This is a genomic window from Bradyrhizobium sp. CCBAU 45389 (assembly GCF_028128625.1).
GTDB classification, from domain to species: Bacteria; Pseudomonadota; Alphaproteobacteria; order Rhizobiales; family Xanthobacteraceae; genus Bradyrhizobium; species Bradyrhizobium liaoningense_B.
The window spans coordinates 98,294-118,237 of the sequence record NZ_LBIY01000081.1 but is presented as its reverse complement, the minus strand read 5'-3'; the positions used below and the strand labels follow the sequence as shown (position 1 = coordinate 118,237).

General features: G+C 64.5%; 25 protein-coding genes. 12 read left to right on the top strand and 13 right to left on the bottom strand.

Annotated features, from left to right (window positions below; all coding sequences use genetic code 11):
• Positions 1-30 precede the first annotated feature (30 nt).
• The 4 genes from XH79_RS13020 (at position 31) to XH79_RS13005 (ending at position 3,304) form a co-directional block, all read left to right on the top strand.
• Positions 31-792, top strand: a complete 762-nt coding sequence (locus tag XH79_RS13020; RefSeq protein WP_271581928.1) for an SDR family oxidoreductase — start codon at positions 31-33, stop codon at positions 790-792.
• Between the two features lie 347 nt (positions 793-1,139).
• Complete coding sequence (locus XH79_RS13015) at positions 1,140-1,694, top strand: fasciclin domain-containing protein (RefSeq protein WP_271581927.1); 555 nt, start codon at positions 1,140-1,142, stop codon at positions 1,692-1,694.
• Positions 1,695-1,877: 183 nt separating this feature from the next.
• Positions 1,878-2,507 (top strand): cytochrome b/b6 domain-containing protein, encoded by a 630-nt coding sequence (locus XH79_RS13010; protein ID WP_271581926.1) that lies wholly within the window; start codon positions 1,878-1,880, stop codon positions 2,505-2,507.
• 14 nt (positions 2,508-2,521) lie between these two features.
• Positions 2,522-3,304 (top strand): molybdopterin-binding protein, encoded by a 783-nt coding sequence (locus XH79_RS13005; RefSeq protein ID WP_271581925.1) that lies wholly within the window; start codon positions 2,522-2,524, stop codon positions 3,302-3,304.
• A gap of 101 nt (positions 3,305-3,405) precedes the next feature.
• Here XH79_RS13005 and XH79_RS13000 read toward each other — a convergent pair whose 3' ends face one another.
• The gene (locus XH79_RS13000; RefSeq protein ID WP_271581924.1) at positions 3,406-4,608 is read right to left on the bottom strand and encodes a YbfB/YjiJ family MFS transporter; all 1,203 of its coding nucleotides are present in this window, start codon (positions 4,606-4,608) and stop codon (positions 3,406-3,408) included.
• A gap of 132 nt (positions 4,609-4,740) precedes the next feature.
• Between XH79_RS13000 and leuB the strand changes: the two genes are divergently transcribed.
• On the top strand, positions 4,741-5,853 hold the full coding sequence (gene leuB, locus XH79_RS12995) for a 3-isopropylmalate dehydrogenase (protein ID WP_271581923.1): 1,113 nt from the start codon (positions 4,741-4,743) through the stop codon (positions 5,851-5,853).
• A 157-nt stretch (positions 5,854-6,010) separates the two neighbouring features.
• A complete protein-coding gene (locus tag XH79_RS12990) occupies positions 6,011-6,646 on the top strand; it encodes a DapH/DapD/GlmU-related protein (protein WP_271581922.1) in 636 nt (211 codons plus the stop codon).
• Positions 6,647-6,833: 187 nt separating this feature from the next.
• Here the strand turns inward: XH79_RS12990 and XH79_RS12985 are convergent, their stop codons facing one another.
• Positions 6,834-7,217 (bottom strand): hypothetical protein, encoded by a 384-nt coding sequence (locus XH79_RS12985; protein WP_212346358.1) that lies wholly within the window; start codon positions 7,215-7,217, stop codon positions 6,834-6,836.
• 169 nt (positions 7,218-7,386) lie between these two features.
• Positions 7,387-8,181 carry a hypothetical protein gene (locus tag XH79_RS12980; RefSeq protein WP_271581921.1) on the bottom strand — a complete coding sequence of 265 codons (795 nt, stop codon included), beginning with the start codon at positions 8,179-8,181 and terminating at the stop codon, positions 7,387-7,389.
• 116 nt (positions 8,182-8,297) lie between these two features.
• Between XH79_RS12980 and XH79_RS12975 the strand changes: the two genes are divergently transcribed.
• Positions 8,298-9,332: an aspartate-semialdehyde dehydrogenase gene (locus XH79_RS12975; RefSeq protein WP_212346362.1), complete on the top strand. Its 1,035-nt coding sequence runs from the start codon at positions 8,298-8,300 to the stop codon at positions 9,330-9,332.
• Positions 9,333-9,449: 117 nt separating this feature from the next.
• Here the strand turns inward: XH79_RS12975 and XH79_RS12970 are convergent, their stop codons facing one another.
• Complete coding sequence (locus XH79_RS12970) at positions 9,450-10,082, bottom strand: carbonic anhydrase (protein ID WP_271581920.1); 633 nt, start codon at positions 10,080-10,082, stop codon at positions 9,450-9,452.
• Between the two features lie 111 nt (positions 10,083-10,193).
• On the opposite strand from XH79_RS12970, the gene XH79_RS12965 reads away from it, so the two are divergent.
• Complete coding sequence (locus tag XH79_RS12965; RefSeq protein ID WP_271581919.1) at positions 10,194-11,075, top strand: HpcH/HpaI aldolase/citrate lyase family protein; 882 nt, start codon at positions 10,194-10,196, stop codon at positions 11,073-11,075.
• A 54-nt stretch (positions 11,076-11,129) separates the two neighbouring features.
• The gene (locus XH79_RS12960; RefSeq protein ID WP_212346369.1) at positions 11,130-11,402 is read left to right on the top strand and encodes a hypothetical protein; all 273 of its coding nucleotides are present in this window, start codon (positions 11,130-11,132) and stop codon (positions 11,400-11,402) included.
• A 63-nt stretch (positions 11,403-11,465) separates the two neighbouring features.
• Here XH79_RS12960 and XH79_RS12955 read toward each other — a convergent pair whose 3' ends face one another.
• The 6 genes from XH79_RS12955 to XH79_RS12930 form a co-directional block, all read right to left on the bottom strand.
• The gene (locus tag XH79_RS12955; protein WP_271581918.1) at positions 11,466-12,236 is read right to left on the bottom strand and encodes a Crp/Fnr family transcriptional regulator; all 771 of its coding nucleotides are present in this window, start codon (positions 12,234-12,236) and stop codon (positions 11,466-11,468) included.
• 349 nt (positions 12,237-12,585) lie between these two features.
• Entirely contained in the window at positions 12,586-13,218 is a 633-nt protein-coding gene (locus XH79_RS12950; protein ID WP_271581917.1) for a LysE family translocator, read from the bottom strand.
• 131 nt (positions 13,219-13,349) lie between these two features.
• On the bottom strand, positions 13,350-13,769 hold the full coding sequence (locus tag XH79_RS12945; protein ID WP_271581916.1) for a hypothetical protein: 420 nt from the start codon (positions 13,767-13,769) through the stop codon (positions 13,350-13,352).
• A 156-nt stretch (positions 13,770-13,925) separates the two neighbouring features.
• Positions 13,926-14,711 (bottom strand): hypothetical protein, encoded by a 786-nt coding sequence (locus tag XH79_RS12940; protein ID WP_271581915.1) that lies wholly within the window; start codon positions 14,709-14,711, stop codon positions 13,926-13,928.
• Positions 14,712-14,792: 81 nt separating this feature from the next.
• A complete protein-coding gene (gene leuD / locus XH79_RS12935) occupies positions 14,793-15,398 on the bottom strand; it encodes a 3-isopropylmalate dehydratase small subunit (RefSeq protein ID WP_212346377.1) in 606 nt (201 codons plus the stop codon).
• 81 nt (positions 15,399-15,479) lie between these two features.
• On the bottom strand, positions 15,480-15,878 hold the full coding sequence (locus XH79_RS12930) for a metallopeptidase family protein (RefSeq protein ID WP_212346379.1): 399 nt from the start codon (positions 15,876-15,878) through the stop codon (positions 15,480-15,482).
• Between the two features lie 162 nt (positions 15,879-16,040).
• On the opposite strand from XH79_RS12930, the gene XH79_RS12925 reads away from it, so the two are divergent.
• Positions 16,041-16,334 carry a hypothetical protein gene (locus XH79_RS12925; protein WP_271581942.1) on the top strand — a complete coding sequence of 98 codons (294 nt, stop codon included), beginning with the start codon at positions 16,041-16,043 and terminating at the stop codon, positions 16,332-16,334.
• Positions 16,335-16,367: 33 nt separating this feature from the next.
• Positions 16,368-16,646 (top strand): hypothetical protein, encoded by a 279-nt coding sequence (locus XH79_RS12920; RefSeq protein ID WP_271581914.1) that lies wholly within the window; start codon positions 16,368-16,370, stop codon positions 16,644-16,646.
• Between the two features lie 4 nt (positions 16,647-16,650).
• Here the strand turns inward: XH79_RS12920 and XH79_RS12915 are convergent, their stop codons facing one another.
• Positions 16,651-16,950, bottom strand: a complete 300-nt coding sequence (locus XH79_RS12915) for a DUF1330 domain-containing protein (protein WP_212346384.1) — start codon at positions 16,948-16,950, stop codon at positions 16,651-16,653.
• 256 nt (positions 16,951-17,206) lie between these two features.
• Here XH79_RS12915 and XH79_RS12910 point away from each other — a divergent pair, with 256 nt between their 5' ends.
• Entirely contained in the window at positions 17,207-17,752 is a 546-nt protein-coding gene (locus tag XH79_RS12910; protein WP_271581913.1) for a hypothetical protein, read from the top strand.
• A gap of 53 nt (positions 17,753-17,805) precedes the next feature.
• Here the strand turns inward: XH79_RS12910 and XH79_RS12905 are convergent, their stop codons facing one another.
• Complete coding sequence (locus XH79_RS12905; protein ID WP_271581912.1) at positions 17,806-18,015, bottom strand: hypothetical protein; 210 nt, start codon at positions 18,013-18,015, stop codon at positions 17,806-17,808.
• A gap of 94 nt (positions 18,016-18,109) precedes the next feature.
• The gene (gene leuC, locus XH79_RS12900) at positions 18,110-19,516 is read right to left on the bottom strand and encodes a 3-isopropylmalate dehydratase large subunit (protein ID WP_271581911.1); all 1,407 of its coding nucleotides are present in this window, start codon (positions 19,514-19,516) and stop codon (positions 18,110-18,112) included.
• Positions 19,517-19,944 lie beyond the last annotated feature (428 nt).

The following is a 19,944-nucleotide window of genomic DNA, read 5'->3' as shown; positions in this document are numbered from 1 at the left end:
CGCCCCAATGAAGCAACGGAGACAGTTTGCATGTCAAAAAACGGGAAACGCGTGGCCTGGGTGACGGGCGGCGGCAGCGGGATCGGGGAGGCCGGTGCCGAGGGGCTCGCCGCTGACGGCTGGACGGTGGTGGTGTCCGGCCGGCGCAGGGACGCCCTGGATGCCGTGGTTGCCAAGATCACGGCCGCGGGCGGGGCGGCCGAGGCCATCGCGCTCGACGTGTCCGCCGCCGCGGAGGCCCGGAAGGCGGCCGATCAAATCGTCGCGAAGCACGGCCGCATCGATCTCCTGGTCAACAATGCCGGCATCAATGTTCCCAAACGCAGCTGGCAGGACATGGAACAGGAGGGCTGGGACAAGCTGGTCCAGGTCAATCTCAACGGCGTGCTCTATTGCATGCGCGCGGTGCTGCCGACGATGCGCAAGCAGCAGGACGGCTCGATCATCAACGTCTCGTCCTGGGCCGGCCGCCACGTCTCGAAGATGCCGGGCCCTGCCTACACCACCACCAAGCACGCGGTGCTGGCGCTGACCCATTCCTTCAACATGGACGAATGCGTCAACGGCCTGCGCGCCTGCTGCCTGATGCCGGGCGAGGTGGCGACCCCGATCCTGAAGCTGCGTCCGGTGGTGCCGAGCGAAGAGGAGCAGGCCCGGATGCTGCAGCCCGAGGATCTCGGCCGCACCATCGCCTTCATCGCCAGCATGCCGCCGCGCGTCTGCATCAACGAGCTGCTGATCAGCCCGACGCATAATCGCGGTTTCATCCAGACGCCGCTGAGCAGGGATTGAAGCGGGCACACTGCCTTAACGGGCACACCGCCGCAACGGGCGCACTGCTGTAGGGTGGGCAAAGGCGCGAAGCGCCGTGCCCACCATCTTCTCCGCATTTGCGTTTGGTGGGCACGCTGCGCTTTGCCCACCCTACGGCACCGAGCGCTGAACGCGCGCCGCCACACGGATGCGCCGCCCAATAGTTTCACGCATCACAAAGAATTTTTCCCCGAAACCACTTCGCAAACCCTCCCGTAGTTCGGCCAACGACGGCGCTGCTGCTTCACGCCAAGAGGTCGCAAACACCGTTGTTGCTCAACTCTAACACCGGCCATTGCCGGCTCAATTCAATCGGGAGATTCTCCATGTCGAAGCGCATTGCCTATCTCGCTGCCGCCGCCTTCAGCGCCCTCGCCATCACCGCGACCGTGGTCGCGCCGGTGCGTGCCGAGGAGAAGACCGTCATGGTCGGCGGCGCCGCGATGTTCCCGTCGAAGAACATCGTCCAGAACGCGGTCAACTCCAAGGACCACACCACGCTGGTCGCGGCGGTGAAGGCGGCCGGCCTCGTGCCGACCTTGGAAAGCAAGGGCCCGTTCACGGTGTTCGCGCCGACCAACGCCGCCTTCGGCAAGCTGCCGGCCGGCACCGTCGACAGCCTGGTCAAGCCCGAGAACAAGGCGACGCTGACCAAGATCCTCACCTACCATGTCGTGCCCGGCAAGCTCGAGGCTTCCGACCTCACCGACGGCAAGAAGCTGAAGACCGCCGAGGGCGAGGAGCTGACGGTCAAGAAGATGGACGGCAAGGTCTGGATCGTCGACGCCAAGGGGGGCACCTCGATGGTGACGATCACCAACGTCAACCAGTCGAACGGCGTCATCCATGTGGTCGACACCGTGCTGATGCCGGCGACGTAACACCGCGCAGCCCGGTTTCATCCCCCAAACCGGATGCTTTGAGACGGCGAGCCGGGGGTGCCCGGCTCGCCTTTTTGTGACCAGCATAGCCCGCGGGCATCGATTCGATGGCCAACGGGGCGTAACGAAAGCGGACGCATCGGCGTATATTCGGTGTCACACGACGTTCAGGACGGAACCACCATGGCGAGCCTCACAGTCACCGACGAGCAGGTCAGGGCCACCCCGACCAAAGTGATCCAGCCGGCCTGGGTCCGCGTCATGCATTGGATCAACGCCCTCGCCATGATCCTGATGATCCTGTCGGGCTGGCAAATCTACAACGCCTCGCCGCTGTTCGGTTTCAGCTTCCCGCGCGAGTACACGTTGGGTGGCTGGCTCGGCGGCGGCCTGCTCTGGCATTTTGCGGCGATGTGGCTCTTGATGATCAACGGCCTCGCCTATCTCGTCACCGGCTTCGCCACCGGCCGCTTCCGGAAAAAACTGCTGCCGATCACGCCGTCAGGCGTGCTGCACGACGTCAGGGCTGCCCTGACCTTCAAGCTCGGCCATGACGATCTCACCGTCTACAATTACGTGCAGCGCCTGCTCTATGCCGGCATCATCGTGGTCGGCGTGCTGATCGTGCTGTCCGGCCTCGGCATGTGGAAGCCGGTCCAGCTCTATTATCTCGTGATGCTGTTCGGCGACTATCCGACCGCTCGCTACGTGCACTTCTTCTGCATGGCCGCGATCTGCGCCTTCCTCGTCATTCACGTCCTGCTCGCGCTGCTGGTGCCGAAGAGCCTGCGCGCGATGATCATTGGCCGCTGAGTAGGAGAATTGTGATGGCCAAGCGCTCTTTCCTCATCCCCGGCGTCGACAAGCGGTTGCTGATCAAGGATTCCATCAAGACGATGCCTGACGTCACCCGCCGCCGCTTCATCGCGGGCGGCGCCAGCTTAGGGGCGCTGACGCTGCTCACCGGCTGCGACGTGGTCGACTCCTCCTCGGCTGAGGAGATGCTGAAGAGCGTCTCGAAGTTCAACGACGCCGTGCAGTCCTTCATCTTCAATCCGGACGCACTGGCGCCGACCTTCCCCGAGAGCGCGATCACGAAGCCGTTCCCGTTCAATGCCTATTACGATCTCGACGACGCGCCCGATGTCGATGGCGCCGACTGGAAGCTCGAAGTGCGCGGCCTCGTCGACAACAAGAAGTCCTGGACGCTGGAGGAGCTCTATCATTTGCCGCAGGTGACGCAGATCACCCGTCACATCTGCGTCGAGGGCTGGAGCGCGATCGGCAGCTGGACCGGCACGCCCCTGCGCGATTTCCTGAAACTGATCGGCGCCGACACGCGCGCGAAATATGTCTGGTTCCAGTGCGCCGACAAGGACGGCTACAATTCGCCGCTCGACATGCGCAGCGCGCTGCATCCGCAGACGCAGATGACGTTCAAATACGCGAACGAGATTTTGCCGCGCGCCTACGGTTTCCCCATGAAGATCCGCGTGCCCACGAAGCTCGGCTTCAAGAACCCGAAATACGTGGTCTCGGTGGAAGTCACCAACGACTACAAGGGCGGCTACTGGGAAGACCAGGGGTATAATTCGTTTAGTGGGAGCTGATCCTAGCTCCGCTGCCGTAGGGTGGGCAAAGCGAAGCGTGCCCACCATTCCGTCCATCATGAAGAGAATCGTGGGCACGGCGCTGCGCGCCTTTGCCCACCCTACGGCACCGGTTGCTTGGCTGGCCCCACCTTTCGCTGCAGCAGCGATAGCGCAGCACCCAGCGCCAGCAGCGCCGCCGAGACATTCAGCGCGTAACTCAAGCTCCCCAGCGCATCCGTGATCGCGCCGACCACGATCGGGCCGAGCGTCTGGCCGACGCCGAACGAGATCGTCATCGCCGCGATCGCGGTCGGCCACACCTCGGGCGGATAGTTGAAGCGGACGAAGGCGGTGGTCGAGCCGACCACGGCGAAGAAGGCGACGCCGAACACGATGGCCGACACCGCGAGCCAGGCCGGCGAATGTCCGAACATCGGCAAAGCGGCACCGAGCGCGTTGGTGCCGAGGATGATCGCGGTGGCGAGCCCGCCGCGGTCGAGCGCCAGCACGCCGCGCCAGGCCCAGGGCGTGACGAAGGCGGACAGGCCGATCAGGCTCCAGAACGCCGCCTGCGCCGCGGCGCCACCGCCGCCATCGCGCACATAGGCGATCATGAAGGTCATGTAGGCGATGTAGCCCGCACCGAACAGGAAGTAGCCGGCCAGATAGATCAGCACAGGCAAAATCGCGAAAGCGGCGTGGCTGCCTTCCGAGAAACGCGCGCCGCTCTCTATGCGGATCAGGAATAGCGGGATCGTCATGGCGACGGACAGCAGCGTCAGCGCCCACCACACCAGCCACCACGAGCCCGGTCCGAAATATTGCAGCGTGAACGGGGCGATCAGCCCGGAGGCGAGAATGCCGATGCCGGGGCCGGCATAGAACAGGCTGAGCAGGAAATTGGCCCGTTCGGGGCGCGACTGCGCGATCGCCGCGGCCAGCGCGCCGCCGGCGACGAAGCCGGCCGCCGCCCCCAGGCCCAGCACGAGCCGGGCAAGGCTCAGCGCGACGAAATTGCCGGTCAGCGCGCAAGTTGCGAGCGCGGCGACGCAAGCCAGGGTTCCGCCGCGGATCGCCGCCGACCAGCCGACGCGCCGGATCAGCCGGGAGGCCACAAGAGCGCCCGCGAGGTAGCCGACGGCGTTGATGGTGTTCATGAAACCGGCCGCCGAGTAGGACCAGCCGAGGTCCTCCCGCATATCGGGCAGCACCAGCGCATAGGCGAAGCGGCCGATGCCGAGCCCGACCGTCGCCGCCAGCGACAGGGTCAGGATCAGCCGCGCAGGGTGCGCGTCGAGTGGAGGGCGCTCAGGGGCGTGCAAGGGATACTCCGGCAGGGCGCACTGTGGCAGGCCCTGCCGGCCTTGCACAGCCGCGGCGCGGCAATGGTGTCTTGCCAAGCGCGCAACGCCGCTCTAGCACTCCGGCCGAATTCGATCTCAGAGGAAACGACCATGGCGACCCACAAATTGCTGCTGCTCCCCGGCGACGGTATCGGCCCAGAGGTGATGGGCGAGGTGAAGCGGCTGATCGACTGGCTGAATGCGCAGGGGATCGCCAAATTCGAGACCGAGCAGGGGCTGGTCGGCGGCTCCGCCTATGACGCCCACAAGGTGTCGATCTCCGAGGGCGACATGGCCAAGGCGCTCGCGGCCGACGCCATCATCTTCGGCGCGGTCGGCGGTCCGAAGTGGGACAGCGTGCCCTACGAGGTGCGCCCCGAAGCCGGCCTGCTGCGCCTGCGCAAGGATCTCGCTTTGTTCGCCAACCTCCGCCCCGCGGTGTGCTACCCGGCGCTGGCGGACGCCTCGAGCCTGAAGCGCGAGGCGGTCGAGGGCCTCGACATCGTCATCGTGCGCGAGCTCACCGGCGGCGTCTATTTCGGCGAGCCCAAGACCATCACCGATCTCGGCAACGGCCAGAAGCGCGCCATCGATACCCAGGTCTACGACACCTATGAGATCGAGCGCATCGGCCGCGTCGCCTTCGAGCTTGCCAGGAAGCGCAAGAACAAGGTGACGTCGATGGAGAAGCGCAACGTCATGAAGTCGGGCGTGCTCTGGAACGAGGTCATGACCCAGGTCCACAAGCGCGAATACCCCGACGTCACGCTCGAGCACCAGCTCGCCGATTCCGGCGGCATGATGCTGGTGAAGTGGCCGAAGCAGTTCGACGTCATCGTCACCGACAATCTGTTCGGCGACATGCTCTCCGACATCGCGGCGATGCTCACCGGTTCGCTCGGCATGCTGCCCTCGGCCTCGCTCGGCGAGGTCGACGTCAAGACCAAGAAGCGCAGGGCGCTGTACGAGCCCGTGCACGGCTCGGCCCCTGATATCGCCGGCAAGGGCCTCGCCAATCCGATCGCGATGATCTCGTCCTTCGGCATGGCGCTGCGCTACTCCTTCGACATGGGCGATCTCGCCGACAAGGTCGACGCCGCCATCGCCGCCGTGCTCGCCAGCGGCCTGCGCACCGCCGACATCAAGTCGGAAGGCACGACGGCCGCTTCCACCACGCAGATGGGCGAAGCGATCCTGAAGGAATTGCAGAAGCTGCACGCGTAAGGCCTGCGCCGCAATCGTAGGGTGGGTTAGCCTTGCGGACTGCGCGAAGCGCAGACCGCTTGGCGTAACCCACCTCTTCTGCTTCCGCAGCGATAGACAGCGGTGGGTTACGCCTTCGGCTAACCCACCCTACGGCACCTGCACTCGGAGCCACCTCATGGACGCACCCCGCCCCAAGATCGCGGAAACCATCATCCATGAAACGGTGCGCCGGCGCGAGGCGCAGATCGGGCGGCGCTGTGAAGTTCTCGCCAACACCCGCATCGAATATGCCTCGCTCGGCGACTACTCCTATCTCGGCGAGAATTGCGACGTCGCCGACGCGGTGATCGGCAAGTTCACGGCGATCGCCAATTCGGTGCGGATCGGTGCGCCCAATCATCCGATGGGCCGTCCGTCCCAGCATCGCTTCACCTATTGCCCTGAATATTACGAGGCGTCGGCAACGCGTGACCGCGACTTCTTCGCGGACCGCCGCGGCGACCGCGTCATCGTCGGCAATGACGTCTGGATCGGCCACGCCGCCATCCTGCTGCCGGGCGTCAGCGTCGGTGACGGCGCGGTGATCGCTGCGGGCGCAGTCGTCAGCCGCGATGTCGAGCCCTACACGATTGTCGGCGGCGTTCCCGCGCGCCCCATCCGCAAGCGCTTTCCTGATGCCGTCGCGGCAAGCCTGCGCCGGATTGCCTGGTGGGATTGGCCGGATGCGCTCATCTTTGAACGGCTCGGCGATTTCCGCTCCGAGGCAATCGAGGAATTTTGCAGGCGGTACGATCCGGCTGCGAACGCGTGATGCGCACGCATCTCACCCAAGCAACAGGAATCGTAGGGTGGGCAAAGCGCAAGCGTGCCCACGCATTTTTCGTGATCGAGAGAGATCGTGGGCACGGCGCAAGGGCGCCTTTGCCCACCCTACAAGATCTCGCACAAAAAAATGGCCGGGCGTGAGCCCGGCCATTTTGATTCGGAAATCAGTCCGCTCAGTACAGCGGGAAATTCCGCGGATAGCCGCCGACGTCGGCCGGCGTGCTCAGCGGCTGGCGATCGATCGGCCGGTTGTTGTTCTCGCGTGCGAAGGTCGGATAGCCGATCTCCGGCGGGAAGGCGTAATCCATGAACTTGCGGTCGCCCGGATTGACCTCGGTGCCGCCGTCGAGCCAGGAGCGCTTGCTCACATAGATACGGGTGCGGCCCTGCTGATAGACCGCGTTGGGACCGCTCGGGCCGTAATAGGGCCGGCCGCGCTCGTCATAGCGCTTGGTCTTGGTGTCGGCCGCAGCCGGCGCCGCGAAGGCGATCGCAACCACGGCGCCCGCCGCAAGCCAGGTCGCCAGTTTGTTCGCGGCAGAGAATTTCGAGCTCATCACGTCCCCTTCAGGCGGCACGCCGCCAGTCGATTTCGCCCCATACTAGCCCGGCCGGGGTGGCTGCAACTAGGTCTATTGGGTCACACCAGCGCGGAATAATCGTGCCCGCCGGCAAAAGTTGCATGCAAACCAGCCACTTGAGCTTGATGCAGATCCTTGACGCAGGTCAAAGCGCCCCGCGCAATTGCGCGTTGGCGGCGCCGAGCAGCCAGTCCGGCGAGCCCTGAGACGACCCTTGGGTATCGCAACCCCGGCGCCTCAGCTCGGCACGGGCGAACAATTCCGCCAGCTTCGGCTCGTTGCCGGAGGTCAGCAGCGTCAGCCGGTTCAGCGTGCAGGCGATCGCCGCGCGCTGCGCCGGCAGCGTATCGCCCTGGCAGGAGAAGCCGGAGATCTGCAGCGCCGGCTCCTCGCTGCGCTTGAGGTAGCCGAGGCAGGCCGCCTTCGCCGTGCCGGTCGGCCGGAACAGGGCGACGGGACCGAATTTGGTGTCGATCAGGCCGGCCTGTTCGAGCGGGGTGTCCGCAGCCAAACCCATCTGGACGGCGAGGTCGGCCGCCGCCGGGCGGGCCACGTCGAATTCGCCGCCCTTGCGGTAGATCTCAAGCTGGGCCAGCGGCTTTTCCGCCTCGCTCGCCCAGCGCATCACGTCCTTGCGGCCCCCTTCGGGATGCCGGAGGATGGCGTAAGATGCTGTTTTCTCGGATGAATCGAGCCGGCTGAGGGCGAAGGCCGGATGCGAGCGGTCGGCGATGCTCCAGCCGGGCCTGGAGGCGGGCTCATCATCGCGCAAGGCAGGCAGCTGGCCGAGGGCGGCGAGGCCCAGGATGGCAAACAGGAGCAGCGCCCCCACATAGGCGAACAGGCGTGCCACCGTGCCGACCACCTCGTCGGCGAAGGCTGCGAGCGTCAGATGGATCTGGGTAGGGCTAACGGCCGTCCTGGCCTCTGGCGACTGCATCCACGGCCTTCGGGCATGGTCCAACGTTGTCTTGAGGCCGGTTCTCGCATAGAAGCGCTGCTCTTCCTGTTTAAGCGTCAGCTTCAGGAACGGGCTTTTTCATCGGAGAGTGAACGATGGGTTACAAAGTCGCAGTCGTCGGCGCGACCGGCAATGTCGGACGGGAAATGCTCAACATTCTCGATGAGCGCAAATTCCCAGCGGACGAGGTCGTGGCCCTGGCGTCGCGCCGCAGCGTCGGCGTCGAGGTCTCCTATGGCGACCGCACCCTGAAGGTCAAAGCGCTCGAGCATTACGATTTCTCGGACGTCGACATCTGCCTGATGTCGGCGGGCGGCTCGGTGTCGAAGGAATGGTCGCCGCAGATCGGCGCCGCCGGCGCGGTCGTGATCGACAATTCCTCGGCCTGGCGCATGGATCCGGACGTGCCGCTGATCGTGCCGGAAGTGAACGCGGCCGCGACCGAAGGCTTCAAGAAGAAGAACATCATCGCCAACCCGAACTGCTCGACCGCGCAGCTCGTCGTCGCGCTCAAGCCGCTGCACGACAAGGCGACGATCAAGCGCGTCGTGGTCTCGACCTATCAATCGGTCTCGGGCGCCGGCAAGGACGCGATGGACGAACTGTTCTCGCAGACCAAGGCCGTCTACACCAATGACGAGCTGGTCGCGAAGAAGTTTCCGAAGCGCATCGCCTTCAACGTCATCCCCCACATCGACGTCTTCATGGAGGACGGCTACACCAAGGAAGAGTGGAAGATGATGGCGGAGACCAAGAAGATCCTTGATCCCAAGATCAAGCTCTCCGCGACCTGCGTGCGCGTGCCCGTGTTCGTCGGCCACTCCGAGGCCGTCAACATCGAGTTCGAGAATCCGATCACCGCGGACGAAGCCCGCGAGATCCTGCGCAAGGCGCCGGGTTGTCTCGTCATCGACAAGCAGGAGCCCGGCGGCTACGCGACGCCTTATGAGGCGGCCGGCGAGGACGCCACCTATATCAGCCGCATCCGCGAGGACGCGACGGTGGAGAACGGTCTCGTGCTGTGGTGCGTGTCCGACAATCTGCGCAAGGGCGCAGCCCTCAACGCCATCCAGATCGCGGAAGTGCTGATCAACCGCAAGCTGATCACCGCGAAGAAGAAGGCGGCGTAAGGGTCGTCATAGGTCTCGTAGGGTGGGCAAAGGCGCGTAGCGCCGTGCCCACCATTCTTTCCGATTGCGATAGGTCGTGGGCACGCTTCGCTTTGCCCACCCTACGAGAGCGGCAGCCTACGCCGCGCGAAATTCCTTCGCGACCTTGTCCAGCACGAACAGCGATCCCTCCGCGACGCCGAAATAGGCGCCGTGGGTCTGCATCTGGCCGGCATCCACGGCCTTGCGCACGAACGGGAAGGTCATCAGGTTCTCCAGGCTGCGGAACACCGCGGCCTTCTCGATGCGCTCGACGAATTGCGCCATGCTCTCGTGGTCGCGCTGCTCGACCACCTCGCCGGGCTTGATGAACATCTGCATCCATTTGCCGATGAAGTCGCCGGGCGTCAGCGGCTCGATCTTGTCGACGAAGGCGCGGATGCCGCCGCATTGCGCGTGACCGAGCACCACGATGTGCTTCACCTTCAGCACCGTCACCGCATATTCCAGCGCCGCCGACACGCCATGGGCGTTGCCGTCGGGCTGGTACACCGGCACCAGGTTGGCGATGTTGCGCACGACGAACAATTCGCCCGGGCCGACGTCGAAGATCACCTCGGGCGAGACGCGGCTGTCGCAGCAGCCGATCACCATCACTTCCGGCGACTGCCCCTTCACCGACAGCTCGCGATAGCGGGTCTGCTCGGTCGGCAGCCGCTGGGTGGCGAAGGCCTTGTAGCCTTCCAGCAAATGCTTCGGGAATGCCATCATGACCTATGCCTAACCATAGAGCCCGGGAACGAACAAGCCTTTCGAATAGGCATGCCAAGTGCTATCGGCTCAGGTCATAAGAGAGACGAGGAAACTGGAAGGAACGATCGCATGACCCGCCCGCGCCGCAGCCATCTGTTCATGCCCGGCTCCAACCCCCGCGCGCTGGAAAAGGCGCGGAATCTGGCCGCCGACGGCCTGATCCTCGATCTCGAAGACTCCGTCGCCCCCGAGGCCAAGGCGGTGGCCCGCGACGGGATCGCCGCCGCGATCGCGGCCAAGGGGTTCGGCAAGCGCGAGGTCCTGATCCGCACCAACGGCCTCGACACGCCCTGGTGGGCCGATGACGTCGCGATGGCGGCCAAGGCTTCGCCCGACGGCATCCTGGTTCCAAAAGTTTCAAGCATCGAAGATCTCGACGCCATCGGCCGCCGTCTCGCCGAGCTCGGTGCCGCGCCCACCGTCAAGGTCTGGGCCATGATCGAGACCGCGCGCGCCGTGCTGCATGCCGAGGAGCTGGCCGCCGCCGGCCGCAATCCCAAAACGCGGCTCTCCGGTTTCGTGTTCGGCCCGAACGACATCTCGCGCGAGACGCGCATCCGGATGCTGCCCGGCCGCGCCGCGATGATCCCGATGATCACCCATTGCATCCTTGCGACGCGCGCCCATGGCCTGGAGATTCTCGACGGCCCCTATAGCGACATCGCCAATTCCGACGGCTTCGCCACCGAATGCGCGCAGGGCCGCGACCTCGGCTTCGACGGCAAGACGCTAATCCATCCCTCGCAGATCGACGCCTGCAACGCGATCTTCACCCCGCCGGAGGAGGAAGTCGCACGCGCCCGAAAGATCATCGCGGCGTTCGAATTGCCGGAGAACGCCGCGCGCGGCGCGATCCGTCTGGATGGTGCGATGGTGGAGCGCCTGCACGCCGACATGGCCAGGCGCACGATCGAGATCGCGGATGCAATCGCAGCGATGGGGAAGGGCTAGAGCGTACACCTAAGAGTGCCGTATCGGCTCTTCTGATGCCGAGGGGGGAATGAGGTGACTCTGCAAGAATTGCTCTTGTCTCGACAGAACTGGTCGGAGACGGAAACGATCTACATGGTCCAGCCGTGGAGCTGTAGCGCCGAAGTCCTTGTTTCGAGTGAATCCCCTGACACCGCCGATCCGGTCTTCCGAGCCGGCACGCGGTATGATTATTTTCTTGAGGGCTTCATCGCGCGCGACTTCCTTGATGACATCGGCGCACCAGGAGCGGATGTTAGCGAAGCGGCTTGTGAACGACTGATCCGCTACGCCGTGAATGACGCATGATTTCCGGGGCGCATCGGCTATCGAGCACCTAGCGCAATCTCGCGCCTGGAGGAAGTCGCGCGCTCAGTCGGAGGCGACCATGGCCCTTTCCCGGAACGGCGTATTGGCAGGCGGCGGCGCGGCCAACTCCTGGCAATACATCCGATCGATCTTGCGCTGCATGAGCGCATAGCAATCGCATGCGATCCTCTCGAGCCGCCCCCGATGGATCTCGACAAACCCGCGCCGCTCGGACGGGATGGCGCCGGCCTCGCGCAGCTTGCTCATCGTCAGGGTCACTGTCGTCCGCCGCACCCCGACCAATTGCGCCAGCGCCTCCTGCGTCACCGGAAGCAGGTCCTCGGGAACGCGGTCGTGAAGCTGCAGGAGCCACCGCGCCATGCGGCCATCCACCCGGTGCAGCGCGTTGCAAGCGGCGACGTGCTGGAGCTGCAACAGCACGGCGCGGGCGTGGACCTGCACGACATTCCTGATGGCTGCGCTTTGCGCATGGGCAGCGCGAAATTTGGCGGCGGAGATCACCGATGCAGTGCCGGCTACGCGGGCAATCGCGGTCACCGATGAAGGCGACGGGCCGAGCACGGAGAACGAGGCCAAAGCGCCCTCCCGTCCCATCAAGGTGGTCGCGACCGTTTGCCCGTCCGGCATATCGAGCATGAAGGCGATTGCGCCGCTATGGGGAAAATAGACCGGGTCGAGCTCATCGCCCGATCGCACCAGGACGGCATCGGGTTCGAACGAGACCTTCTGGAAGTGGGGCGTGAGCAAACCGAGGTCCGCCGGCGGCAACGCCGCCAAGAGCCGGTTCCCGATCTCCTTGCGTTGGGCGGTCACGATATTCGTTTGTGGACGAGCCCCCAATGAACGACTGTATCCGTCGATTCCATTTGCCATAATTGTCCAAAGTATGAATTGCCGAATGCAATCATCCAAACAGAGCCAATAGTCGAGATCAAGCACGGACTATTGCGGAGAGCTTTCCGGCCTCCTCGCCGCGCGAACAGGATGTTGCATACATCATACTATTGGCGCCCGTCGCCACGCGGCGAAGTGCCCACAAGGTGGGAGCTCTGCTGTGCGCCGCTATCGGCGGTCCGGCAGATGGTCGAGGTCTTTCCCGGTGAGGGTAGCGCTGGCGAGATCGCGGATGCGATCGCTGCGATGGGAAAGGGGTGAGGGGGCCCTACCGTTTCCCGTCGAAAGCCAGCTTCAGCGCGAGGCTGCCGAACACGGTTGCCAGCAAATATTGAGGCCAGCGACCAAGGTTGCCGTTCCCAAAGAACCTCGCGCCGACACGGCTTGCGAGGACGATGACGAGCCCGTTCACGATGAGACCGATTGCGTTGAGCACCGTGGCCAGCGTCATCACTTGCAGCGCGACTGATCCGGCGTCAGTTCGGACGAATTGGGGAAAAAGGGCGAGCACGAACAGGGCCATCTTCGGATTGAGCAAGTTCGTGAGGAGTCCCTGTCGAAATACGACCAGCGTGGAGCGGCTTCGGCTTTCGCCAGGTGGTAGAGCGAGCAGTTGATTCGAACGAAGCGCGTGCCACGCCAGGAACAACAAATATGCGGCGCCTGCATAGCGGACAGCGTCGTAGGCGACCGGGACCAGCAAGAATAACTCGGAGAGGCCAAAGGCCGCAGCCAATGCGTGGCAATAGGTGCCGGCCTGTATTCCCGCGAGTGTTGCAAATCCCGCGGAGCGCCCCTGCGCGATGCTACGACTCGCGATCAGCAGCATATCCGGCCCCGGGGTCGCGGTCAGAGCCAAGCACGCTAACGAAAACAATAGAAGCGCATGCACATCAAGCATGTTCGGTTCACCATGCGAATCGAGCGATGATGAAGCGTACAGGCAAGAGTGCAGACTGTCTCGTGTCAGACCCGTAGGAAGCCTATTATAGCGCCGCTCTCAGCAGTCCAGTAGCGGGTGTCCGCACCGCGTCACCGCGGCGCGAGGTCGGCGCGGTCGAGCGACTCCAGCGTCGCGGCGTTGGCGCAGTAGCCGTGATAGTTCTCCGCGGCGGTGCCCTCGGTGAGATCGCGGTCGCACTCTCCCTTGTGATTGCAGAGCGCGCAGACCCGCTCCATGTCGCGCAGCAGCAGCGGCTGTGCGCGGCCGAGCCCCTCGGCACTGATGCCGAGCTGTTCCAGCATCTTCGGCAGCTCGTCCGCGGCATGCTTGCCGTGGCGGACCAGCTCTTCGAGATCATCAGGCGCGATCCTGAGATCGCTCGCGATGCGGTCGAAATCGGCGCGGTCGAGCTGCCGCATCTCGTTCATCTCGCGGCGATGCTTCAGCCAGTTTGCGAAGGACTCGATGAGGTCCTGAACGATGGGATAAGGCCTGCTTGCGGTGCTCATGCGAGGCTCCGTTGGGATCGTGGAATTGGAGCCAGATTAGGCACAATGGTGCAGGAGCGCGTTGCGCTGGATCAAATTGAGAAGCGATCAAGGTCGTGTCCCGGCTCTGCGGAGCGGCACTTCGCGCCGCACCGCGTCCGGGACACGCGACGAGAGCTACGCAAATCTCTCCGCCGCCCAGGCATACAGGCTGCCCGGAATCGGCTTCTCGCCGCCGCGCCCCTTGGGCGAGATGTGCAGGCCGATGATCTCGGGGTTGGTGACGAGGCCGAGATAGCTCGAGGGATCGAAGAACAGTTTTGGCTCGGCATGCACGGCATAGAACGACTGCTTCGGCAGCGCGTTCTGCAATTCGCCGGTACGACGCGCGAGCGCGGTGAGTGCCGCGGGGCCGTAGATCGCGACGCGAATATCCGAGAGCCGGTTCGAACCGCCGCGCAGGCGGCGCATCATGAAGGTGATGCGGTGGCGCACCGACAGCCAGTTCGGCGTCAGCTCCTCCTGCTCCATCAGCTCTTCAAAGGCGGCAACGATGCCGTGGTCGGGCGGCAGGTAGATCACGGAATTGCCGAGCTGGCGTGGCCGCTCCCAGGCGAAATAGGGTTTTGCCGGATCGATCTCGGCGGGCTTGAGCAGCAGCACGTCGGCATCGAGCCATAGGCCGAGCCCCTTCGCCATCAGCTTCATGCGGAAGAAGTCGCTGAACTGCAGCGTGGTCCAGTCGCGCCAGCTGCCGTCGGGCTGCGGCGGCCGCAGCCGCTCCGAGAACGCGTGCGGCAGGATCGCTTCGGCCTCGGCATTCTCGACACCCGCCGGCAGGCCGGGAATGGGGTCGAAGCTGTAGACCGTGACCTTGTGGCCGGCCGCGAGCTGCGAGCGCAGACAGGTCTGGCGCAGTGCGTCCATCGGGCCATGCCAGAAGGTGACGATCTCGGGCAGCATGCAGCGAAGCTATAGGAGACGAGCGGGGCAAAGAAAAAGCCCCGGCGCTTGCAACGCCGGGGCTCGGACGAAAACTTACGATCAGGCCCAGGCGCGCTCGCGCTTGAGCTTCTCTTCATAGGTGTCGATCGAGGTCTTCTTCTCCATCGTGAGGCCGATGTCGTCGAGGCCGTTGATCAGGCAGTGCTTGCGGAACGGATCGATCTCGAACTTGACCTTGCCGCCGTCGGGACCGCGGATCTCCTGGTTCGGCAGGTCGATCGTCAGCGTCGCGTTGGCACCGCGCTCGGCGTCGTCGAACAGCTTGTCGAGGTCTTCCTGCGAAACGCGGATCGGCAGAATGCCGTTCTTGAAGCAGTTGTTGTAGAAGATGTCGCCGAACGAGGTCGAGATCACGCAGCGGATGCCGAAGTCGAGCAGCGCCCAGGGCGCATGCTCGCGGCTCGAGCCGCAGCCGAAATTGTCGCCGGCCACCAGCACCTTCGCATTGCGATAGGCGGGCTGGTTGAGGACGAAATCCGGGTTCTCGCTGCCGTCGTCCTTGTAGCGCTGCTCGGAGAAGAGCCCCTTGCCAAGGCCGGTGCGCTTGATGGTCTTGAGGTACTGCTTCGGAATGATCATGTCGGTGTCGACATTGATGATCTTCAGCGGCGCCGCGACGCCTTCCAGCGTGGTGAACTTGTCCATGGTTGCGCTTTCCCGGGTAGGTCTGGGGGAACCGCTATTTATCGCGATCGGGGCGGGAATCCTAGGCCGAATTCGGCAGATCTAGTCTGCCTTAGCCTCAATCGCGGCCATATCGTCGTCCGAGAGACCGAAATGGTGGCCGATCTCGTGGATCAGGACGTGGCGGACGATATGGCCGAGGCTTTCGTCGTGCTCGGCCCAGTAGTCCAGGATCGGGCGGCGGTAGAGCCAGACCATGTTGGGCAGCCGCGCCACGTCGCCAAGACTCTGCTGGGGCAGGCCGACGCCCTGGAACAGGCCGAGCAGGTCGAACTCGCTCTCGCATTCCATCTCGTCCAGGACCTCGTCGGTCGGGAAGTCGTCGACGCGGAGAATCACGCCCTCGCAGAGCTTGCGAAATTCCGCCGGCAGGCGGTCGAAGATGTCATGGGCCGTCGCTTCCATTTCGGCCAGCGAGGGCGCTTTCAATTCCGTCCACATGAGACCGTCATAGCGCGGGTTCCGCGGCGATGCATCCCGCTTTATAGGATCGGGGCGTTGACGCCGCGCGCGAAAACGAGGAGCGTACGGCGCATCAAGGGGTTGGCTCAGATCGGTGGTGATGTGATGCGGGCGGGAACAGCAGTACCGGTTCTACTGTGCATGGGGTTGTTTTCGACTTTTTTTGTCGGCACGAAGGCCAATGCCCAGGCGCAGATGGCTGCTCCCGAGATCCGGCTGGCCCAGGCGGTCTTGCCCGACGACGTCCCTCCACCGCGCAGGCGGCCCCCGGCGCGCCTGCGCGTCACGCCCTATTACACCCCTGATGGCGTCTATCCCCGCTACAATCCCGGTCCCGACGCGGTCCGCGAATGCAACGTCGCCTATGTGCAGGAACACAGGCCCAGCGGCACAGTAATCACGCCGCATATGAGCTGCTACTGGCGCCGGGGCTGACGCCGGTAGCGCGGAGGCCTCGTGAGGGTCATCATGGCGAGATGGATTGCACTGGCCGCCGTTGCCGTCGCGCTTGCCGCCGGCCTGCCTCGCGCTTCTGCGGCACCAAGATCTACTGCGCCAAGGGTGACGGTGCCGGAGGCCTCGGCGGGGATCGCGGTTTTCGATGCGCGGCGACACGTGCGAACCTCTGACATCGTGCGGCCTGCCGTGCGCCGTGATCCACGCTATTACGCGCGCCCGGCCTATTATCGTCCCTATCCCTACGCCGTGCCCGCCCCCTTCGTGTTCGGCTACGGGCCGTTCTGGTGATCCGCTAACCGGCCGGCGCAAATCCCTTCACCAGCAGCACCGTCGCCTGCGCCCCCGCCTTGCGGTCGCGCGAGATGTCTTCGTATTCGGGCGAGTTCGAGAAGGCGAGGAATGCCGCCTCGTCGGGAAACGACATCATGACGAGCTTGTCGTGCGGCCATGCGCCCTCGAGCACGCGCGGATGTTCATCGGCGGCGAGCAGACGCCCGTTGTACTTCCTGAACACGTCGAAGAACCGCGCCTGATAGCGGTCATAGGCAGCGCGGTCAGTCATCTTCAATTGCGCAATCGCGTAGACCGTCATCGCAAGAATTCCTTCGCAATCTTGTAGCCCGGATGGAGCGTAGCGAAATCCGGGAATTTCGTGCGGCGTGTGACACCATTCCCGGATTGCGCTGCGCTTCATCCGGGCTACGGCGTCGTGCCGCTCGGAAACCTCGTCTATTCATAACGCGTTCACGTCGCTGTCCGTAATTTAATCTCGGGAGCGACTGCAAATGAACAGTGGCGGCGCGAGACGTTGCGCCGCAATGCCGCTGTCCACATTCAGGGAGAATTCCATGCCGAGGAGTTGGGGCCTCAGGGCAAGCCCGATGCGCTTGCTCGGGATTGCGGCTGCCGCGACGCTGATGCTGACGGCCGGGACGGCGCGCCGCGCCGAAGCGCTCAGCTTGATCAATCCGGCGACGTCACCGGCGACGAAGGCCGCGGCCGACGACCTCGTCACGCAGGTCCGGCATGGCGGCGGCGGACATGGTGGTGGCGGACATTTTCACGGCGGCGGTGGCTTCCGCGGTGGCGGCGGACATTTCGGCGGATTCCGCGGCGGCGGCTTTCATGGCGGCGGCTTCCGCGCCGCGCCGGCCTTTCACGGCGGCGGCATTCGCTACGGCGGATTTCGTCATTACGGCGGCTATCACCGCCACTGGGGCTATCGTCCCCATTACGGCTATCGCCACTTCCACCGGCGCTATTATTACGGCGGCTACTATCCCTACTACCACTATCCGCGCCGCTGCCGGATCATCTGGACCTATTACGGCCCGCGCCGCATTTGCCGCTGGCACCATTGGCGCCGCTGGCACAACCCGTACCGCTATTGGTAAGCACGATCGAAATGAAAAGGGCGCCGTGACGGCGCCCTTTGTTCATCCGGTCATTACAGCCAATCCTTCAGCTTCCACGACGCCGACTTCCAGCGCATCAGGTTCTCGACCTTCCACTGCCGAAACATCGCCGGCGGCCAGCGGCTGAGCTTGGAGGTCTCCTCGACCTCGGGCTTGGCGACGATGCGAAGCGGCGCGGCGCGCCGCCGGTGCTGGCGCGTCGCCTCGCTGATCAGATCGACATATTCAGGCTTGTTGGCCATGGCTTTGCATCCTCGCGAACCGTCGCGAGGACGCAGTGTCGTTGCGGGCGATTAACGGCGGTTTGCCGCGATCGCTACAATTGCAGGAACCGGCTTACCGCCAGTCCCTGACGTCGACGAAGTGACCCGCGATCGCGGCAGCCGCCGCCATTGCCGGCGACACCAGATGCGTGCGGCCCTTGAAGCCCTGACGGCCCTCGAAGTTGCGGTTCGAGGTCGAGGCGCAGCGCTCTTCCGGCTTCAGCTTGTCCGGGTTCATGGCGAGGCACATCGAGCAGCCCGGCTCGCGCCATTCGAAGCCGGCCTTGATGAAGATCTTGTCGAGGCCTTCAGCTTCGGCCTGCTCCTTCACGATGCCGGAGCCCGGCACCACCATGGCGTTGACGCTGCCTGCGACCTGCTTGCCTTCCGCGATCTTGGCGGCGGCGCGCAGGTCCTCGATGCGGCCGTTGGTGCAGGAGCCGATGAAGACGCGGTCGAGCTTGATGTCGGTGATCTTCGTGCCCGCGGTCAGGCCCATGTACTTCAGCGCGCGGTGCTTGGAGAGACGCTTGGCCTCGTCCGCGATCTTGTCCGGATCAGGCACGATGCCGGTCACCGAGATGACGTCCTCAGGCGACGTGCCCCAGGTCACGATCGGCGGCAGTTTTGCCGCATCGAGGCGCAGCTCGTGGTCGAAATGCGCGCCTTCGTCGGAGCGCAGCTTCTCCCAATAGCGCATCGCCGCGTCCCAGGCCGCGCCCTTCGGCGACTTCGGACGGTCGCGCAGGAAGTCGTAGGCCTTCTGGTCGGGTGCAACGAGACCGGCGCGCGCGCCGCCTTCGATCGACATGTTGCAGACCGTCATGCGGCCTTCCATCGAGAGCGCGCGGATCGCATCGCCCGCGTATTCCAGCACGTAGCCGGTGCCGCCCGCGGTGCCGATCTCGCCGATGATGGCCAGGATGATATCCTTGCCGGTCACGCCGTCGGGCAATTTGCCGTCGACGGTGACGCGCATGTTCTTGGCCTTCTTCTGGATCAGCGTCTGCGTCGCCAGCACGTGCTCGACCTCGGACGTGCCGATGCCGTGCGCGAGCGCGCCGAACGCGCCATGCGTCGAGGTATGGCTGTCACCGCAGACGATGGTGGTGCCGGGCAGGGTAAAGCCCTGCTCGGGGCCGATGACGTGGACGATGCCCTGGCGCTTGTCGAACTCGTTGTAATATTCGATGCCGAATTCCTTGGCGTTCTCGGCCAGCGCCTTGATCTGCTCGATGCTCTCAGGATCGGGGTTCGGCTTGGTGCGATCGGTGGTCGGCACGTTGTGGTCGACGACCGCGAGCGTCTTCTCGGGTGCGTGGACCTTGCGGCCCGTCGCGCGCAGGCCTTCGAACGCCTGCGGCGAGGTCACCTCGTGGACCAGGTGACGGTCGATATAGAGCAGGCAGGTGCCGTCGTCGGCTTCGTGCACCAGATGGTCGTTCCAGATCTTGTCGTACAGGGTGGTCGGCTTGGACATGAGCTTGAGCTCCGGGAATGTTATGAAAGCGGATTGCGCGCCTCGCGCGCGGGCAACAAAATCGTCAGCGCAGCTTTTAGGCTGCGCGCGTAAGCTCTGACGTTGCCGAGGTCGCGAAGCGTCCGAAGAACCGGCCAGGCAGCCGCGAGCGATCGTCGATGACGATGCGCCGGACGGGTGCGAAGCTGGTCAGATCTGGAAACATTCCAAGAATATATAGCAGGCCGAATTGGAATCGCGAGTGGTTTCAAATGCCCGCCAACGCGCGCCATGCATGCCCCTCATCCTGAGGAGCGCGCTCTTGGCGCGCGTCTCGAAGGATGAAGGCCCGGCTGGTGGCCTCGCTCTTCGAGACGCGCGTTCCGCGCTCCTCAGGGTGAGGGCCGGGCACCTTGCGCGCCGCACTGACGCAACAAAAAAGCGCGGAG

Bases quoted from the DNA above. Each gene is read 5' to 3' on its own strand.
- XH79_RS13020 (WP_271581928.1), top strand. From the start codon at position 31: ATGTCAAAAAACGGGAAACGCGTGGCCTGGGTGACGGGCGGCGGCAGC.
- XH79_RS13015 (WP_271581927.1), top strand. From the start codon at position 1,140: ATGTCGAAGCGCATTGCCTATCTCGCTGCCGCCGCCTTCAGCGCCCTC.
- XH79_RS13010 (WP_271581926.1), top strand. From the start codon at position 1,878: ATGGCGAGCCTCACAGTCACCGACGAGCAGGTCAGGGCCACCCCGACC.
- XH79_RS13005 (WP_271581925.1), top strand. From the start codon at position 2,522: ATGGCCAAGCGCTCTTTCCTCATCCCCGGCGTCGACAAGCGGTTGCTG.
- leuB (WP_271581923.1), top strand. From the start codon at position 4,741: ATGGCGACCCACAAATTGCTGCTGCTCCCCGGCGACGGTATCGGCCCA.
- XH79_RS12990 (WP_271581922.1), top strand. From the start codon at position 6,011: ATGGACGCACCCCGCCCCAAGATCGCGGAAACCATCATCCATGAAACG.
- XH79_RS12985 (WP_212346358.1), bottom strand. From the start codon at position 7,217: ATGAGCTCGAAATTCTCTGCCGCGAACAAACTGGCGACCTGGCTTGCG.
- XH79_RS12980 (WP_271581921.1), bottom strand. From the start codon at position 8,181: ATGCAGTCGCCAGAGGCCAGGACGGCCGTTAGCCCTACCCAGATCCAT.
- XH79_RS12975 (WP_212346362.1), top strand. From the start codon at position 8,298: ATGGGTTACAAAGTCGCAGTCGTCGGCGCGACCGGCAATGTCGGACGG.
- XH79_RS12970 (WP_271581920.1), bottom strand. From the start codon at position 10,082: ATGATGGCATTCCCGAAGCATTTGCTGGAAGGCTACAAGGCCTTCGCC.
- XH79_RS12965 (WP_271581919.1), top strand. From the start codon at position 10,194: ATGACCCGCCCGCGCCGCAGCCATCTGTTCATGCCCGGCTCCAACCCC.
- XH79_RS12950 (WP_271581917.1), bottom strand. From the start codon at position 13,218: ATGCTTGATGTGCATGCGCTTCTATTGTTTTCGTTAGCGTGCTTGGCT.
- XH79_RS12945 (WP_271581916.1), bottom strand. From the start codon at position 13,769: ATGAGCACCGCAAGCAGGCCTTATCCCATCGTTCAGGACCTCATCGAG.
- XH79_RS12940 (WP_271581915.1), bottom strand. From the start codon at position 14,711: ATGCTGCCCGAGATCGTCACCTTCTGGCATGGCCCGATGGACGCACTG.
- leuD (WP_212346377.1), bottom strand. From the start codon at position 15,398: ATGGACAAGTTCACCACGCTGGAAGGCGTCGCGGCGCCGCTGAAGATC.
- XH79_RS12930 (WP_212346379.1), bottom strand. From the start codon at position 15,878: ATGTGGACGGAATTGAAAGCGCCCTCGCTGGCCGAAATGGAAGCGACG.
- XH79_RS12925 (WP_271581942.1), top strand. From the start codon at position 16,041: ATGGGGTTGTTTTCGACTTTTTTTGTCGGCACGAAGGCCAATGCCCAG.
- XH79_RS12920 (WP_271581914.1), top strand. From the start codon at position 16,368: ATGGCGAGATGGATTGCACTGGCCGCCGTTGCCGTCGCGCTTGCCGCC.
- XH79_RS12915 (WP_212346384.1), bottom strand. From the start codon at position 16,950: ATGACGGTCTACGCGATTGCGCAATTGAAGATGACTGACCGCGCTGCC.
- XH79_RS12910 (WP_271581913.1), top strand. From the start codon at position 17,207: ATGCCGAGGAGTTGGGGCCTCAGGGCAAGCCCGATGCGCTTGCTCGGG.
- XH79_RS12905 (WP_271581912.1), bottom strand. From the start codon at position 18,015: ATGGCCAACAAGCCTGAATATGTCGATCTGATCAGCGAGGCGACGCGC.
- leuC (WP_271581911.1), bottom strand. From the start codon at position 19,516: ATGTCCAAGCCGACCACCCTGTACGACAAGATCTGGAACGACCATCTG.